Annotated in this window: 14 protein-coding genes; 6 read left to right on the top strand and 8 right to left on the bottom strand. The window is 48.2% G+C overall.

The features are described from left to right. Positions 1-260: 260 nt before the first annotated feature. Both ACO0LE_RS09035 and ACO0LE_RS09030 read left to right on the top strand, forming a co-directional pair. Entirely contained in the window at positions 261-944 is a 684-nt protein-coding gene (locus ACO0LE_RS09035) for a DUF4272 domain-containing protein (protein ID WP_422960063.1), read from the top strand. A 21-nt stretch (positions 945-965) separates the two neighbouring features. Beyond that, complete coding sequence (locus tag ACO0LE_RS09030) at positions 966-1,190, top strand: hypothetical protein (protein WP_422960062.1); 225 nt, start codon at positions 966-968, stop codon at positions 1,188-1,190. 71 nt (positions 1,191-1,261) lie between these two features. Here the strand turns inward: ACO0LE_RS09030 and ACO0LE_RS09025 are convergent, their stop codons facing one another. Together ACO0LE_RS09025 and ACO0LE_RS09020 are read right to left on the bottom strand one after the other, a co-directional pair. Beyond that, complete coding sequence (locus ACO0LE_RS09025) at positions 1,262-1,633, bottom strand: hypothetical protein (protein WP_422960061.1); 372 nt, start codon at positions 1,631-1,633, stop codon at positions 1,262-1,264. A gap of 94 nt (positions 1,634-1,727) precedes the next feature. Next, entirely contained in the window at positions 1,728-2,084 is a 357-nt protein-coding gene (locus ACO0LE_RS09020) for a nucleotide pyrophosphohydrolase (protein ID WP_422960060.1), read from the bottom strand. A gap of 425 nt (positions 2,085-2,509) precedes the next feature. Here ACO0LE_RS09020 and ACO0LE_RS09015 point away from each other — a divergent pair, with 425 nt between their 5' ends. Continuing rightward, positions 2,510-4,534 (top strand): M13 family metallopeptidase, encoded by a 2,025-nt coding sequence (locus ACO0LE_RS09015; protein ID WP_422960067.1) that lies wholly within the window; start codon positions 2,510-2,512, stop codon positions 4,532-4,534. A gap of 183 nt (positions 4,535-4,717) precedes the next feature. Here ACO0LE_RS09015 and ACO0LE_RS09010 read toward each other — a convergent pair whose 3' ends face one another. Then, complete coding sequence (locus tag ACO0LE_RS09010; protein ID WP_422960059.1) at positions 4,718-6,736, bottom strand: ATP-dependent DNA helicase; 2,019 nt, start codon at positions 6,734-6,736, stop codon at positions 4,718-4,720. A 50-nt stretch (positions 6,737-6,786) separates the two neighbouring features. Continuing rightward, positions 6,787-6,987 carry a YdcH family protein gene (locus tag ACO0LE_RS09005; RefSeq protein WP_422960058.1) on the bottom strand — a complete coding sequence of 67 codons (201 nt, stop codon included), beginning with the start codon at positions 6,985-6,987 and terminating at the stop codon, positions 6,787-6,789. A gap of 97 nt (positions 6,988-7,084) precedes the next feature. Between ACO0LE_RS09005 and ACO0LE_RS09000 the strand changes: the two genes are divergently transcribed. Continuing rightward, positions 7,085-7,885 (top strand): PP2C family protein-serine/threonine phosphatase, encoded by an 801-nt coding sequence (locus ACO0LE_RS09000; protein ID WP_422960057.1) that lies wholly within the window; start codon positions 7,085-7,087, stop codon positions 7,883-7,885. Positions 7,886-8,035: 150 nt separating this feature from the next. Here the strand turns inward: ACO0LE_RS09000 and ACO0LE_RS08995 are convergent, their stop codons facing one another. The 3 genes from ACO0LE_RS08995 to ACO0LE_RS08985 all read right to left on the bottom strand — a co-directional run bounded on the left by ACO0LE_RS08995 (position 8,036) and on the right by ACO0LE_RS08985 (position 11,757). After that, positions 8,036-8,686 carry a glutathione S-transferase family protein gene (locus ACO0LE_RS08995; RefSeq protein WP_422960056.1) on the bottom strand — a complete coding sequence of 217 codons (651 nt, stop codon included), beginning with the start codon at positions 8,684-8,686 and terminating at the stop codon, positions 8,036-8,038. Between the two features lie 88 nt (positions 8,687-8,774). Beyond that, on the bottom strand, positions 8,775-10,730 hold the full coding sequence (locus ACO0LE_RS08990; RefSeq protein ID WP_422960055.1) for a type IV pilus assembly protein FimV: 1,956 nt from the start codon (positions 10,728-10,730) through the stop codon (positions 8,775-8,777). 253 nt (positions 10,731-10,983) lie between these two features. Next, on the bottom strand, positions 10,984-11,757 hold the full coding sequence (locus ACO0LE_RS08985; RefSeq protein ID WP_422960054.1) for an RNA methyltransferase: 774 nt from the start codon (positions 11,755-11,757) through the stop codon (positions 10,984-10,986). Between the two features lie 162 nt (positions 11,758-11,919). Between ACO0LE_RS08985 and ACO0LE_RS08980 the strand changes: the two genes are divergently transcribed. Together ACO0LE_RS08980 and ACO0LE_RS08975 are read left to right on the top strand one after the other, a co-directional pair. Then, a complete protein-coding gene (locus ACO0LE_RS08980; RefSeq protein ID WP_422960066.1) occupies positions 11,920-12,708 on the top strand; it encodes an inositol monophosphatase family protein in 789 nt (262 codons plus the stop codon). A gap of 286 nt (positions 12,709-12,994) precedes the next feature. Beyond that, positions 12,995-14,389: a DEAD/DEAH box helicase gene (locus tag ACO0LE_RS08975; protein WP_422960053.1), complete on the top strand. Its 1,395-nt coding sequence runs from the start codon at positions 12,995-12,997 to the stop codon at positions 14,387-14,389. A gap of 132 nt (positions 14,390-14,521) precedes the next feature. Here ACO0LE_RS08975 and ACO0LE_RS08970 read toward each other — a convergent pair whose 3' ends face one another. Next, positions 14,522-16,219, bottom strand: a complete 1,698-nt coding sequence (locus ACO0LE_RS08970; protein WP_422960052.1) for an isovaleryl-CoA dehydrogenase — start codon at positions 16,217-16,219, stop codon at positions 14,522-14,524. Position 16,220 lies beyond the last annotated feature (1 nt).

Below are 16,220 nucleotides of genomic sequence, written 5' to 3'. Positions count from 1 at the left end.
CACGCTTAACTACCCGCTTCTAACTCTTCACTTCTAAAACCTGTATCAACTACTTCACTTTCTTTTCTCCCCCCGCCTCTCGACGGGAGCCGAACTATAGCAAATACCACACACCATTGCAAGGACTTTTGACCAATATTTTATAAATCGTTTTATTTAATGACAAAACGTATCTATGAAAGTGAACGAATCTTCCGAGCACAGAACAACAGACAGATATAAGCGTGTGATAAAACACTTGATGCCAATATTAATGAATAATGTTTAAAGAATTTTTAATGAACACTAAGTTAAATATGAATCCAGAAAATCGTAAATTTTTATCTGAGACGATGCTGCATAAGCGTGGCATCCGAATCAATCTGCAACTGCCGCTGATTGAATCCGGTGAAGAAGTCACCTTGCGTGATACAACATCTATTTTTGAAAGGCTGATTGCCTTATGGGCAGTAAGTAGTGCCGCGCAATCTGGGGAAGCGAGCTACTTCCGCGAGTATCTTGCCGTCCACCAGATGACCGGCTATTTATCAGACAAAGAGAAAAGCTTTTTACTATCTGATCGGTGCGCTGAAGACGAACGCGCTTACTTCTCTATACAAAAAGAACGCTTATTTTTCCTGGCATGGTGCGCTGGCATCCAGCCGAATATTGAACTTAGTTTACAAGTATCCAGTGTGGATAAGTTATTACGTTATTTCCCACAAGGAATGGAGAGCCCCGACGTTTTACAACAGGCAATAAACATGCGCTCTAAATCGAAAATCCTAGATTGGGCAGATCTGCTATACCGTGTTCATTGGGCAGTGAGGCATGCCAATTTGATTGGAAAGACGACCGTCGGCAATATTCGTTGTGACATCATTCCCGAATGGCATCACGCTGTAAATTGGATTACCTGTTATAACGAAGAAGATAACTGGGATATGGTCGAAACCGACACTTAAAATAAAACAGATATAACAAGTATGAATAAAGAAGCATTAGAAGCTATCGTAGCCCGCCAAAAACCCGGCGCCAAATTTGTCGTCTCAGCAGAGATGTTAGGAATGAATGTGGTCGATTTTGACCTGCAAGCCAAACGCTGGGCAGAGGAAAATGGTCCCGGCTTCACTACAACAGGCGTCCCGTTCCGCAAAGTAATTGATGGTCAGTTTTTAATTCAAAGACTGACCTTACTGAAAAATACTTAAGATATGTTTGAAATGCACTCGTCAGATGCATCATCGCATCTGACCTTAGTAGGTTAGCTAAATTAGATGTATTAGACACGCACTGCCGGCGCACTATCAATATCCACCAAAGAGTCGCGACCTTTATCCGTAATCGCAAAGCCGCCCTCAGGCGACTCAGCGATGTGGCCTTTTTTACTCAAAAAGGTCGCCACATCCTTCGCCAGTGTCGTGTTTGTATCTTGAGATACCAATCGTAAACCTTCTATGCATCGTTTAACGAACAGTGTCTGCAAGCCTTTTTCTGTCATTTCGAAAGTGCCATCTTTATGATGTTTGATAAATTTCAAACCATTCAAGCGCTTAGAATTTCTTCCTATACAGGCATTTGGCGTATCACCCTTGCGTAATTTGCTAATCAGCTCTAGCGCGTTAAATTCATCGATGGTCAAATTGTCGTTCATACTTTTCCTTATTTATTTTTAATCTTGCAAAAGTGGCGCAATAGGTAATTTGCCCGACCTCGCAAGTAAGATTACTGGTTACTTCTATGCTCTTCTAGTCGAGCGAAGTATATTTTTTCGCGCTACCGTAGGCCAAGCCCACTGGATAGCGTTTCTCATTGACACGGATTTTTTCTTCTGCGGCCGCAATCAGATCGATTCCATTTTGTTCGGCGATTAGCAGCAAATAATGCAATACATCGGCACACTCACCAGCCAGATCACGCTGAAACCCGGGATCGGCTTGCAATGCGATCACTTCCTGATCCGTTTTCCACTGCATCAACTCCAGCAGTTCGCCAGTTTCAAGATGCAAAGAAATAATCAGATTTTTTAAGCTATGAAACTGTTTCCAGTCACGCTTATCTCTGAATTCCACCAATAGTTGACTCAATGATTTCAAGTCAGGCATGTTTTATACAAAAAATGAGAAAGAATGCCGCATTGTAATCGATAGACCGCCGCTTACTGGCAATCAGGGCCTTCATGGTTCTTAGAAATCAATCGATACTATCAATGGAGACATCTTGGCTGACCTCCATACAATTTGACTCAGCGCCGGATTGAATCCAGTATTTCGTGGTTTTTATCAACTTTGCTCTGTTTATTTTCATTCACATTCATTAATTTGAAAAAAATTGATTAGAATTTGCGGCGTCGGGCGAACTCGCAACAACAATGGAGGTCTATCTGATGCAAGACTGAAGGCGGCGCTTTGCATTAAGCCCGTGCTGCCAAGCGATATTGCCAGTGATTTATTTAGTTAAAACAACAAGCCTTACCTCACTACCAGGGAGATTTTTAGTGAAAGCACAAGTTCTCAGCGCTATCGCGCTCATGTTTGCCGGCGCTACCAGCGCCTACGCAGTTGAACCCGTCAATACGGCTGCATCCGCATCAGCTGTTCTATTAGCTGGCATTGACACCAAACACAACGACAAAACTGTACGCGCGCAAGACGATTTTTATCGCCATGTGAACGGCACCTGGCTAACTAAAGCAGAAATCCCTGGCGACAAATCGTCTATCGGCGCCTTCATGGACTTGCGTGAAGCCGTAGTGCCGCGCCTGCACACCATTATTGAAGGTCTGAACAAACAAAAACCGCAAGCCGGTTCAGAAGCGCAAAAAATCAGCGATCTGTACGCCACTTTCATGGACACAAAACGCATCGAGTCTCTGGGCTTGAAGCCACTCGATGCCGATTTTGCCAAAGTCGCCGCCCTGTCTGACAAAAAACAGATTCCAGCTTTCATTGCCTGGCTAAATAAAGTCAGCGTCAATGCACCGCTTGATATCTCTGTTCATCAAGATAATAAAGACTCCACCAAATACGTACTGGACGTTGGCCAGTCAGGTCTCGGCTTGCCAGACCGCGATTATTATCTGAACGATAGCGATGCCAAGCTCAAGGACGCTCGTGCTAAATATCTGAAACATATTGAGACAATGCTCGCTCTGGCAGGTGACAAAGCTGCCGCAAAAACGGCTGCCGACATCCTCTCGCTCGAAACAGAACTGGCAAAAATCCAGTGGAGTAAAGTGGAATTGCGCGATCCGATCAAGGCTTATAACAAAATTGAACTCAACAAACTAGATACATTAACGCCTGGCTACGACTGGACCGGTTACCTCACAGCACTGGGCGTGCAAAGCAAAATCAATTATTTGATCATCAGCCAGCCAAGTTATCTGACAGGCTTTAATACCGTTATTGCCAATACCCCGCTTGATACCTGGAAGGCGTATTTCAAATGGCAGTTACTAAGCTCTGCGGCAAGCCAATTGCCGAAAGCATTTGCCGACGAAAACTTTGCATTTAAGAGCACAACGCTGATGGGCGTTCCTAAGCAAGAAGAACGCTGGAAACGTGGTGTGCGTCTGGCGGATGCCGGTCTGGGTGAAAGTCTGGGCAAGCTGTATGTAGAAAAATATTTCCCCGCTGGGCATAAAGTCAAGATGGAAAAACTGGTCAGCAATTTGCTACTGGCGTACAAGCAAAGTATTGACACGCTGGACTGGATGAGTCCAGAAACAAAGAAAGAAGCCCAGGCAAAATTGGCGACTTTCATGCCTAAAATCGGCTATCCAAACAAATGGCGCGACTACTCAGCACTACAAATTGTCAAGGGTGATGCTGTCGCCAATTTACGCAATACGCGCTCATTTGCCTCTCAGGTTGAGTTAAATAAACTGGGGCAACCAATTGACCGCGAAGAATGGGGCATGACACCACAAACCGTCAACGCCTACTACAACCCGGAGATGAACGAAATTGTCTTCCCGGCAGCGATCTTGCAACCGCCATTCTTTGATGCGAAAGCCGATGATGCAGTGAACTATGGCGGCATCGGTGCTGTGATTGGTCATGAAATCAGCCATGGTTTCGATGATCAAGGTGCGCAATACGACGGCTTAGGCAATTTGCGTGACTGGTGGACCAAGGAAGACCACGAGAAGTTCGCAGCTAAAACAGCGACACTGGTCAAGCAATACAGCACTTTCAGTCCGCTTCCTGGTTACTTCGTGAACGGCGAACTGACTCTTGGCGAAAACATCGCGGATAACTCTGGTCTCGCCATTGCGTACAAAGCCTACAAATTATCACTTGGTGGCAAGCCTGCACCAGTAATCGCAGGATTGACAGGCGACCAACGCTTTTTCATGGGATTCGCTCAGGTATGGCGCGGAAAAATGCGCGAAGCCTCAATGATCGTTCGCCTGAAAACTGATCCGCACTCTCCTGGCGAAATCCGTGCTAACGGCACATTGCGCAACATGGCCGAATACTACAAAGCCTACAACCTGAAAGAAGGCGACAAGATGTATTTGCCGCCTGCTGAACGCGTATCCATCTGGTAATCAGGCATCAGCTTAGCCGCATCAATAAAAAGGGCGCTTCAGTTTATATTACTGAAGCGCCCTTTTTCATTCACTTACAGATACTCCCCTAATTTCCTTTTAAAACCATCTTATTCCCGCATATCTGCATTGTGGTTTAAAAAAATACTCTAGTGGAGTATGGTAGCAATTCATATAAACGACTTACTTGTTTTGTGATTTTACGATGGCAAGATTTTTAAAAAAATCCTGCACAACCGTGAGCTCTCTAGTGCGGGTAAACGCCGGCAGGCTTTGCCATATCCGTTTGCCGTAAGGCTTAGAAATCAGGCGGGGGTCGCACAGCATCAATACGCCTTTATCCAATTCATCACGAATCAAGCGCCCTGCTCCCTGCTTCAGATTGATGATCGCCTCCGGCAACTGATGATGGACAAATCCGTTCAAGCCTTTTTTTTCCATGGCTTCGATACGGGCTGCGAGTACCGGGTCATCGGGCGGCGAGAACGGCAACTTATCAATCACCACCAGCGACAACGCGTCACCGCGTACGTCCACTCCCTCCCAAAAACTCTGGCTGCCAATCAACACCCCGTTACCGGCGGCACGAAAACGATCAAGCAATTCCGTGCGCCCTGCATCTCCCTGCACAAACAAGGGGAAATCCAGATGACGTTTTTCAAATTCGTCTCTAAGCCGCTCTGCGCAATGCTTGACCGCTTTGATCGTCGTGCACAGCATAAAGGTGCGCCCGCCTGCCGCCTCAATCACTGGCAATGCCGCATCTACGACGGCGTCGGTGTATTCACGAGAATTAGGCTGCGGCATTCCCTCTGGCACATACAAGATGCCCTGCTCCGCATAATTAAACGGGCTAGGCCAGGTTCTGGCGGGCTCGTTCCACAAACCCATCTGCGACACAAAATGCGCGAAATCATTCTTCACCGCCATCGTAGCCGACGTAAAAATCCAGGTACGCGGGACACCCTCACGCTGCTTATTAAAAATTGGCGCAATCGACAGCGGAGTTCGGTGCAACTGCAAGGAGGTTGAAAATGCCTCGACCCACAGCACGTAATCGGCTTTGGGCACGGCAACCGCCTTGGGATTCGCCTCTGGCTCTTTCCAGTCATCGATTTTGGTTTGCAGATCAATCGCTCTGACACGGCATTGCTCAATGGTTTCAGCCCTCTCAGCCTGCTTTTCCAATACCGCAATCAGATCGTCCATCGTGTCTTTGAGTTTATCAAGTGAAGGAAAAAACTCGCTCGATGGCGCGATTTGCGACAAGGACAGACGGACAACGTCCTGCGGAAATGCCAGACGTAAATCACGCGCGGCACGCTCGACAGGTGCTACAAGCTTTGCCCATTCGGCACCGTCGCGGGCATGCGACAACCCCTCCGCCAGCACGTCACGGCACAGTTCCAATATTTGAGAAGTTGAAATCGTCTCCCCAAAGAACAAGGTAGCAGTGTCCGGCAATTGATGCGCCTCATCAAAAATCACGGTATTCGCCGAAGGCAGCAGTTCGGCAATGCCAGTATCTTTCAAAGCCACGTCAGCAAAAAATAAATGATGATTGACCACCACCACATCAGCTTGCTGCGCCTCTTTGCGCGCCTTCATCACAAAGCAATCCTGATAATACTGACATTCAGATCCCATGCAGGTATCTTTAGTAGACGTCACCAGATTCCAAACCGAGGCCGTTTCTGGCACACGTGCCAGCTCCGCTTTATCGCCGCTGCTGGTGGTCTTCATGAAACGGGAAATATCGCGCAAATATCCGACGTCTTCACGAGAGGTCAGGCGGCCATTTTGTAAAGTACGCTCTAGGTGAAAATGGCAGAGATAGTTCGCCCGCCCTTTCAGCAAGGCAACCGAGACTGGCGCTTTCAAGACTTTTTTGATTGTTGGAATATCGCGCAAGAACAATTGATCCTGCAAGTTCTTGGTACCGGTAGAGATGATAACCTTCCCACCCCATAGCAAAGCAGGCGTCAGATAGGCATAGGTTTTACCTGTGCCGGTACCAGCTTCTGCCAGCAGGGTTTTTTGGCCAGAAATCGCATCAGCAATCGCTTTTGCCATCTCGGTCTGCGCCTGACGAGGGCGATATCCATTAATTGAAGCGCTTAGCGCACCGGTCAAACCAAAAATATGGTCAACTTCGTCATCATGAGTGCCCTTGGCACCCGGTACTAGTGTGGATTCTGTCAAAATAAATGGATCAGTCAGCAAAGTGTAACAAAATAAAACAGATCAACAGCTTACGCCGGCACATCTGGCATCATTTGCATTTTGAGTAGAGTAATATGGTCTTTTAATTGCAATTTGCGCTTTTTAAGGCGACGTAGCTGCAATTCATCATGATTTTGGTCTCTCACCAGAGTTTCAATCACGATATCAAGATCGCGATGTTCGACTTCCAACTCGATAATGCGTTGTTGTATTTGTTCCGGATGGCTCATAGTCGTCTGGTTGCGAGTAAAATGAAGTTTAATTTGAACAACAGTTTTTGATTGGGACCTTTTAAAGGATACCCGCTAGTTTAATCTACCAAGACGTATGAGCCAATATAAGATCGAAGCTGGCACCGGACAACACATCGGTGACAGGAAAGAACAACAAGACAGGGCTGCCCTGTTTGCGGCTCCGCACGCCCCTGGCTATATGATGGCCATAGTGGCCGATGGCATGGGCGGCAAGAGCGGTGGCGCACTGGCGGCGGAACAGGTCGTGCGGACTGCAAAATTATTATTTGATGATTTCTATCCGACCAGCAATGTAAACAAATTGCTGGAACATATCGTCAACGAAGCACATACCGTCATCAAGCTCAGCGGCGTCTCCGCTGAAAAAGAACCACACAGCACCTTTGTCGCCTTGGTAATCACGCCAAATAAAGAAGCGATCTGGGCATATGCAGGTGACTCTCGGCTATATCGTTTCAGCGGACCAAATTTCGCCGAACGCACAAAAGACCATTCATATGTAGAACGCCTGGTGGACGAGGGCAAAATTACTGCAGAAGAAGCCAAGACTCACAGGATGTCGAATATTCTGGTGAATGTGCTCGGCTCCAGCACAACACCGCCTTATATCACCTACGGACAACGCAGCGAATTAAAGGTCGGCGATTCGTTTTTGATCTGCTCTGACGGACTCTGGCATTATTTTACCGATGCAGAATTATCCGCCGCCGTTGCCGCAAACTCTCCGCGTCAAGCATCTGAGTTACTTATCAGAAAAGCCCGGGAGCGTGCCGAGGGGCATGGCGACAATTGCACCTTCGCGATTGTTAAACTGGTTGAGCCACCGGAAGAAGTAAAAAATTACGTCGTGCAAAAAATGCGCAGAGCGGTATAAGCACCAGCTTGAGCGACGTATAGATTTAGCGCTGCAGCACAGTAGCTCAGCATGACTTAAGGTGCCGTGCTTAAGCAATTACATAAAAACGGCGTCCTGATGATGAAGGACGCCGTTTTGTATTCCTCATAACCGCATGCTGTACCACAGTTATTTTTTTGAGCGTTCTGCAAGCAATAGTTGATTCGCCTTGCGATCCGCGTTGATCTGCTGCATCGCTGGGCGCTCTGACATCATTTTCACGTAATCACGTGCAGGCAAATCCGCCAAAAAATCACGATCATAAATCGCCTTCATCGCCATTGATACCAAAGGAAAATGTACTACCGCGACGCAGTCAGCCATCGTAAATTCGCTACCTGCAACGAACGGGGCAAATTTAAGCATCGGTGTCAGCGCTTTAATATTTCTCGTGAGTTGCTTCTCGACCCGCATCTTTACTTCGTCGCTGACTTTGCCACCAAAAAAAGCCTCTGCATACAGCTCTCGTGCCACCAGCTCCAGATGCAATTCGAGAAACACAATCAGTTCCCGTACTTTTGCCGCGGCAAAAGGATCGGCAGGCAACAAAGAATGCGCAGGATAAGCGCTTTCCAGATAATCAATAATCGCCTGAGATTCACACAAAGCACCTTGTTCAGTTTCGATAAAAGGGACTTTACCTAGCGGAGATCTGGCTAACAGATCGGGGGAACGATCAGCCCATACCAGAACTTCTTCAAATGGGATCTGTTTTTCCAGCAATGCCAGTTTTACTTTGTTGTGGTAATTACTGACGGCAAAGCCACATAATTTAAGCATCGTTTGTCTCCGGTTTTGTTATTTTGTGCGTCAGACTCATTATCTGACGAGTACACATTATTGTGAATTACAAACCTTAGCGCACAGCTCAGGTTTTTTTATGAAAATCAATCGCTTCAAAATCAATGCTATGTGGATCTGACTGGATAATGGACTCATCGACGCCAGGCTCAATATGACTGACGACATCCGGAGCATTTACCCAACCACTGCCCGCAGGACCTGCGCTGGCATTGCGTTCGAGCTCATTTGCGATGGCAATCAACAATAAAATATCGCGATACACCGGCAAATCAAATCCCATCCGAGTACCGTCACGGTCATCGACTAATAAGCTTTGCAGGAAAGGCACGATATTACCGCCATTCCACATACTACAAATACGCTCGATCAAATGCGGAAATTCTTCCAGGTGACGACTCACAATTGTAGCGTGATCCACATCAAACTCAGGAATATTGGCATTGAAAAACAAGATGAAACGATCGCGTAGGGCGTCGTATTTCACACGATTGTCGGTCGCGTGATACAGATCCAGTAAATACAACCAGGGCACGGGCGAATCCGGATGTTCGACCAGACTTTGCGGCTCCAGAATCTCAATCGCACGCTGAGGGTCATTGACCGACATCCAGAATTCAGCTTCCTGAGTGACGTCAGATATCTCCTCAACCTTGACGGAGCTACCTCTAGTGGAGAAAAAATTAAAGGTGCTGCTATTACTTTCTTCCAGCGTCGGGGTGCGCTCCCGGCCTCCTCTTGCCGGCGAATCTGCGTCCATCGCATCTATATCGGGAGAGGCTGCTTTTGACATCGTATCGCCCCCGCTAAACGACATAGGCTGACTATCTTCAAACGACTGAAAGCGTCCGCTGGTCGTCGTTGGCTCATACGATGCCTGTATGTTGTTGACGATATCTTCTATGTTTTTTCTTTCAACAGGTTTTTCAGCATGTTGTGCCCACCAGGAACTCTCGGTACGTTTGTGCATGCGATTGATATAAATCAGCAACATCACAATGACCAGCAATCCCGTCAAAATGAAGGCGGACAAACCAATCACCCAATTGCGGGAAAAACTATTTTCCTTAACTTCATCCAACGCAGCCCTGTCAATCTGGCTTTGTTTTTTGAGTTGCGCCGCTTCCATTTGCAGGCTGGATAGTTTTTGCTGGTCGGCTTTTAATTGGGTTGATTGTGTTGCAGACTGGTCGCTATCACCACGCAACAACGCTGCCAGATGTGCCTGTGCTGCGCGAAGTTCTGCCATATTACTTGCGCTCTGCGCCTCGGCTCCCATCGTCAGGCTGTCACTCATGCGCAAGCCTTGAGGCAAGACCATCGTCTCATCAGAGAGCTTTAAGACATCTTTATGTTCTTTGGAATTTTTGTTATGGCTGTTTGGCTTATCCGGGGATTTTGGCGTATTGGCTTTTTCTGAAAATGCTGTTTCTCCTGCCAATTCTGAACCGATTGCAGAAGCTTTCACTTTTTTAGAACTTTTTTTTACCCGGGTGAGCACTGGCTCGTTCTGAGCAGATGCAGAAGACGCTTGGAGTAATGACGGGGGTTGAATTACTGATGAACTTTGAGTGCCTTGTATGAGCGGCAAAGAAATAGCCTTCTCATTTGGATTAAATTGCGGCGGGTCTAACAAGAGCATGTATTCGCGATGCAATTGCACTTCGCAAGCGATATCAATCGTAACTTTGACCGCAGGCTCAGACAAACCTTGACGGGTTGTGATGTAAATCGTCTTCGCACTACCTGACTGAACCAGAACAACATTACCTGTTGCCAAAAAACTGCCCTCAGAGGTTTCAACCTTCGCCTTAATGCAAATCTGACTCACATCACTTGCGTCATTACCTAATAAGCCAATGGACGACTTCAGGGGCTGACCTAATCCTGACTGCAGACGAATTTCACCGAGCCCTAAGGCGTACACGGGCATCGCAGCAATCAACAACTGAGCTGCGATAAAAAGCAGAGTGACAACGAATCGACGGGTGCGATAAAAAATAATCAGTTCCTCAAAAAACACTTAGCAAGAATAATTTTCGCAAACCGCAAAAAAAGATACCTAATTGACTAAACTAATACTACCAATCTTACTTGCTTTATAACAAAGGCAAAAGCAATTGCCTGTAAAAAAGGCGATGAAGTACAAGGATTTCAACTTATTTATCATTTGCCACAACAATTCATTTCCAGTAAGAAATTATATTGTGCCAACTTGGGACAACCCGTCCCTGAATGCTCCTGATTTTTTATCTCAAGTCAGATTAAAACAGGCACTACTTCAGATTGTTGAACTGCAAAATTTTCTTTGCAATTCCGCGCAGTATATTCACTTCTTCAGTTTCTAGTTGAGCTCGTGAAAACATCCGTTTCAATCTCGGCATCAGCTTTTTGGGACTGGCAGGATCAAGGAAATCAATCGCGATCAACGCCTGCTCCAGATGCGCATACATGCCATCAATATCGTTGGCAGATGCCGCCTCGCCCTGAAAACCGATATCGCTTACAGGCAATTTATCGCCAAGCACTCCCAGGCGACATTCATAAGCCAGCAGTTGCACCGCCTGCGCCAGATTAAGCGAAGAGTAATCAGGATTCGCCGGAATATTGATCAAGGTATTACAGTTGACGACGATGTCATTCGGTAGGCCAAATCGCTCGTTGCCAAAGACCAGAGCGATGGGCGCATTGCTGGACGAACCACCAGTTTGCGCCGCACGGAGCGCAAGCTCGCGTGGCGTGCAGACCGGCGGCGAATATTCCCGCAATCTTGCACTGACTGCCGCGACTAATTGGCAGCCATCAAGGGCGGCATCAACAGAATCGACAATTCTGGCCGACTCAAGCACATCCAGTGCCCCGCTGGCAAAAGCGATCGCATCAGGATTACTTAGTGCATCAGGAAAGCGAGGATTCACCAGTATCAGCTCGGAGAACCCCATCGTTTTCATCGCTCTGGCAACGGCACCAATATTGCCAGGATGACTAGTTTCTACCAAAACGAAGCGCAGGCGTTTGAAAAGAGATGTGTCAGTTTGGGTCAAGTTCATTTAAAATAGCGCAATTACGCGTTTATCCAAGGCATGTTAATCGTGCCGCGATGTGACGCGACGCTCTTTAATTCATTTTTGTGTGGCATCTTTTTTGCAGATATCGGGTTCGATGTTTGCACCGATAATGCCGCCATTTTAACGGAAACCCTTATGCACCCAATGCTCAATACGGCTATCAAGGCCGCTCGTCGTGGCGCGACTATCATTAACCGCGCATCTTTTGACCTCGACCGGGTCCAGGTCACGGAAAAACAATACAATGATTTTGTGACTGAAGTCGACCGCGCTGCCGAAGCAGCGATCATTGAGGTGCTGACAACTGCCTATCCAGATCACGCGATTCTGGCAGAAGAGTCAGGGGCTTCCGCCAATCTTCACGACGACAACGACAATGTCTGGATCATCGATCCACTTGACGGCACGACTAATTTTATCCACGGTTTCCCACAATACTGCGTATCCATCGCGCTACAACAGCGTGGCGTGATTACGCAAGCCGTAGTCTACGATCCTACCCGTAATGAAATGTTCACCGCCAGCAAAGGCGCTGGTGCTTTCCTGAACGACAAACGTATCCGCGTTACCCGTTGCGACAAAATCGCTGATGCACTGATCGGCACGGGCTTCCCTGCACGCGACTTATCCGGTCTGGATGAATACATGGAAATGTTCAAAATCATGACGACCAAATGTCAGGGCTTGAGAAGACCGGGTGCTGCCGCTCTGGATCTCGCCTATGTCGCAATGGGTCGCCTCGACGGCTTCTTTGAAAAAGGTCTGGCACCTTGGGATATCGCAGCAGGTTCATTACTGATCACCGAGGCTGGCGGTATCGTCGGTAATTTTTCCGGCGATGGCAACTACCTGCACAAAGGTGACGTTCTGGCTGGCACACCAAAAGTATTTGTCCAAATGGTCGGTGCGCTACAAGCCTTTGCCGGCAAATAAATCTGCAATCAGTCCATCTTGATTGCAAAAGAACCAAGAAGGACCAGGGAGCTCTAATAAACTCCATACAAGCGACCGCATCAACGCATCGGTGTGTCGTGTTTATACCGTACCGTATCGCCCGCCCAAAGAATGCAAGTTGAATGGGGGAGTATAGTTAAAAATACCTCTGATTCGACAGTGTTTTATTAGGCCTTTAAATAATACTCTACCCGAGTATTTAACATGCACTACAGAAAAATCTGCGCTGCATGGTCATCAAGTAGAAGTTAAGTAGAAATAAATTATGTCATTTTCAGAACTCGGTTTGTCCGAGAATATTGTTCGTGCTGTGACCGAGCAAGGTTATACCACCCCTACCCCGATTCAAAAGCAAGCGATTCCTGCTGTCATTAGCGGTGGCGACTTGCTCGCTGGTGCGCAGACAGGCACTGGCAAAACAGCGGGGTTCACGCTGCCGATTTTGCAACGCTTATCGACCTCAGCGACGACACCAAAAAACAAAACCGACCGACGTCCTATTCGCACACTGGTGCTGACGCCGACACGTGAACTGGCTGCGCAGGTCGAAGAAAGTGTCAGTACTTACGGCAAATATACGAATCTGAATTCAGGCGTCATTTTCGGCGGCGTCGGCATTAACCCACAAATCAAGCTGCTCAAAAACGGGGTTGATATTCTGGTCGCGACACCGGGTCGTTTGCTTGATCATCATCAGCAAGGCACGATCGATTTACGCAATATTGAAATCCTGGTGCTAGACGAAGCCGACCGCATGCTGGACATGGGCTTCATTCACGACATCAAAAAAGTTCTCGCGATTTTGCCGCCAAAACGTCAAAACCTGCTGTTCTCGGCAACTTTTTCTGATGAGATCAAAACACTCGCTGATCGCCTGTTGAATAATCCGGCGATGATCGAAGTGGCGCGCCGCAATTCAACGGTAGAAGTGATTGCGCAAAAAGTTCATCCAGTCGACCGTGATAAAAAACATCCCCTGCTCGCCCACCTGATCAAAACGCATCAATGGAATCAGGTACTGGTCTTTACGCGTACCAAACATGGTGCCAACAAGCTGGTAGAGCAACTCGCTAAAGATGGCATCAATGGCATGGCGATTCATGGCAACAAGAGCCAGTCCGCACGCACCAAAGCCCTGAGCGAATTTAAAGATGGCAGCCTGACTGTCTTGGTCGCAACCGATATCGCTGCACGCGGCATCGACATTGATCAACTGCCACACGTTGTCAATTATGATTTGCCGAACGTGCCGGAAGACTATGTGCATCGTATCGGCCGTACCGGCCGTGCTGGCGCAACTGGTGAAGCCATCTCGCTGGTTTGCGTAGATGAATTCAAACTTCTGGCCGACATCGAAAAACTAATCAAGCGTCAATTGCCGCAAGAAATTATTGACGGCTTCATTCCTGATCCGCATGCCAAAGCACAGCCGATCCAGTTACGTAGCTTTCAGGGGCAACCACGTGGTAACGGCGGCGGTAATGGTGGTGGCAACCGTCCACGTCAAAACTCTCCTGCACGTAGCGGTGGTGGCGGTAATAGCAGTAGCGCAGGTGCAGCAGGCAAACCCGCTCAACGTAGCGGTGATGCACGTCACCCATCACGCCCGGTTGTCAAGCAATCCACACCACGTCGCTCAGGCGGTCGTGGCGGCGCATAAGCCATTCTGACGTATGTTCAGAGAGAATGATGTCTGGCCCAATTAATCCAAAGCATCCAAAGAATCTATCTCTTAGCGATTAATAAGATGTACTCCGTTATCACCTGAGAACGTCCGGGCACGATTTAGACCTCATCCAGGCATCGCTCTCTCAATAATGCTCTTCACACCAATATGGCGCGGCAACGCGCCGTATTGATGATGCCCCTGACTATCCAATCTTGAACGACAAAACGCATCTGACACAAAGACAGGTGCTGACATTAACAGCTGTGCTGCCTGCAGAGCGAGCGCCATCCTGTCGACCAGGTCACGCGCACGGTACTCAAGATCAGTGGTATCACGTAATGCCGTTTTAAGCTGTTCCACATACCGGTCAAAAACGATGTGCTGCATTTTCGCTTTATCCAATTCGGCAAAAAATACGGGTAATACCTCCGGCGTTTTGCTGATCGCACGCAAAACATCGAGACACTGCACGTTCCCGCTGCCTTCCCAGATCGCGTTGACCGGCGCTTCACGATACAGTCGCGGCATGACCGTCTCTTCCATCACGCCGCTGCCGCCGATACATTCCATGGCTTCATAAGCATGTTGAGGCGTGCGTTTACAAATCCAGTATTTACCAATTGCCGTTCCCAGGCGCAGCAGCAAATCTTCTGAGGGCTGAGTTCGCTGGTATCGATTATCGATTGCGCGAGCCATCCGCATAGTCAATGCTAGCGCCGCTTCTGACTCCAGCGCCAGATCGGCAAGTACGTTTTGCATCAATGGCTGCTCGGTCAATAAAGTACCGAAAGTTTTACGCTGACGGCAATGATGCAAAGCCTGATTCAGCGCGGCGCGCATGCCAGCAGAAGACCCAATCATGCAATCGAAGCGCGTCATCGCCACCATTTCGATAATCGTAGCGACACCCCGCCCCTCCTTGCCAACCATCCAGGCCAGCGCACCCCGCAATTCCGTTTCACTCGATGCGTTCGAGACATTACCCATCTTCTTTTTCAAGCGCTGGATCTGCAATGGGTTTTTGCTGCCGTCAGGTCGCCAGCGCGGCAACAGAAAACACGACAAACCTCCGGGCGCTTGCGCCAGCACAAGAAACGCATCGCTCATCGGCGCTGACACAAAATATTTATGTCCCGTCAATTCATAGGTTTGTCCACCATCAGCATAGGAGCTAGCAGCAACCAGAATAGCGCGCGTCGTATTCGCCCGCACATCAGAGCCGCCCTGCTTCTCGGTCATTGCCATACCGATCGTCAAGCCCTTCTTTTGCGCAGCCGGAATATTGCGCGGATCGTATTCCAGCGACATAATTTTTGGCAGCCATTGCGCTGCCAGATCAGGCTGCGCTTGCAAGCAAGGGATTGCTGCGAACGTCATCGTGACAGGACAACCATGCCCGGCCTCGACTTGTGATTGCATGTAAAAACGGGCGGCGCGGGCAACATGTGCACCTGCTTGCGGATGCAACCAGGGAGAGGCATGCAAGCCCTCGCTAATAGCTTTTTGCATTAGCTGGTGATACGCAGGGTGAAAGCGCACAACATCTACCCGATGACCGTGATGATCATGCGTATCAAACTCAGGGATATATTTATTCGCAAGCTGCCCTAGTGCCAGATAATCGGCACGACCGGATTCAGCGCCAAAACGATCGAGCTCATCCGTTGCCCACGCTGCGCCTTCACGCGTCACTGCTTCTTGCAACGCAATATCTGTCGTGAATAAATTGTAATCAAGCAGATCTTGCGGCTGATTGCTCACCTCATGCGTCACGGCACCATAGGAGTCAAATTCATTCATGAGTTTTACTTTCTCAGACATG

This window comes from Undibacterium sp. Xuan67W (assembly GCF_049340165.1).
Taxonomy (GTDB): domain Bacteria; phylum Pseudomonadota; class Gammaproteobacteria; order Burkholderiales; family Burkholderiaceae_D; genus Undibacterium.
Note: the sequence above shows the minus strand (reverse complement) of the source record. Positions and strands in the feature narration are given on the sequence as shown.

Bases quoted from the DNA above. Each gene is read 5' to 3' on its own strand.
- ACO0LE_RS09035 (WP_422960063.1), top strand. From the start codon at position 261: ATGTTTAAAGAATTTTTAATGAACACTAAGTTAAATATGAATCCAGAA.
- ACO0LE_RS09030 (WP_422960062.1), top strand. From the start codon at position 966: ATGAATAAAGAAGCATTAGAAGCTATCGTAGCCCGCCAAAAACCCGGC.
- ACO0LE_RS09025 (WP_422960061.1), bottom strand. From the start codon at position 1,633: ATGAACGACAATTTGACCATCGATGAATTTAACGCGCTAGAGCTGATT.
- ACO0LE_RS09020 (WP_422960060.1), bottom strand. From the start codon at position 2,084: ATGCCTGACTTGAAATCATTGAGTCAACTATTGGTGGAATTCAGAGAT.
- ACO0LE_RS09015 (WP_422960067.1), top strand. From the start codon at position 2,510: ATGTTTGCCGGCGCTACCAGCGCCTACGCAGTTGAACCCGTCAATACG.
- ACO0LE_RS09005 (WP_422960058.1), bottom strand. From the start codon at position 6,987: ATGAGCCATCCGGAACAAATACAACAACGCATTATCGAGTTGGAAGTC.
- ACO0LE_RS09000 (WP_422960057.1), top strand. From the start codon at position 7,085: ATGAGCCAATATAAGATCGAAGCTGGCACCGGACAACACATCGGTGAC.
- ACO0LE_RS08995 (WP_422960056.1), bottom strand. From the start codon at position 8,686: ATGCTTAAATTATGTGGCTTTGCCGTCAGTAATTACCACAACAAAGTA.
- ACO0LE_RS08985 (WP_422960054.1), bottom strand. From the start codon at position 11,757: ATGAACTTGACCCAAACTGACACATCTCTTTTCAAACGCCTGCGCTTC.
- ACO0LE_RS08980 (WP_422960066.1), top strand. From the start codon at position 11,920: ATGCTCAATACGGCTATCAAGGCCGCTCGTCGTGGCGCGACTATCATT.
- ACO0LE_RS08975 (WP_422960053.1), top strand. From the start codon at position 12,995: ATGTCATTTTCAGAACTCGGTTTGTCCGAGAATATTGTTCGTGCTGTG.
- ACO0LE_RS08970 (WP_422960052.1), bottom strand. From the start codon at position 16,219: ATGTCTGAGAAAGTAAAACTCATGAATGAATTTGACTCCTATGGTGCC.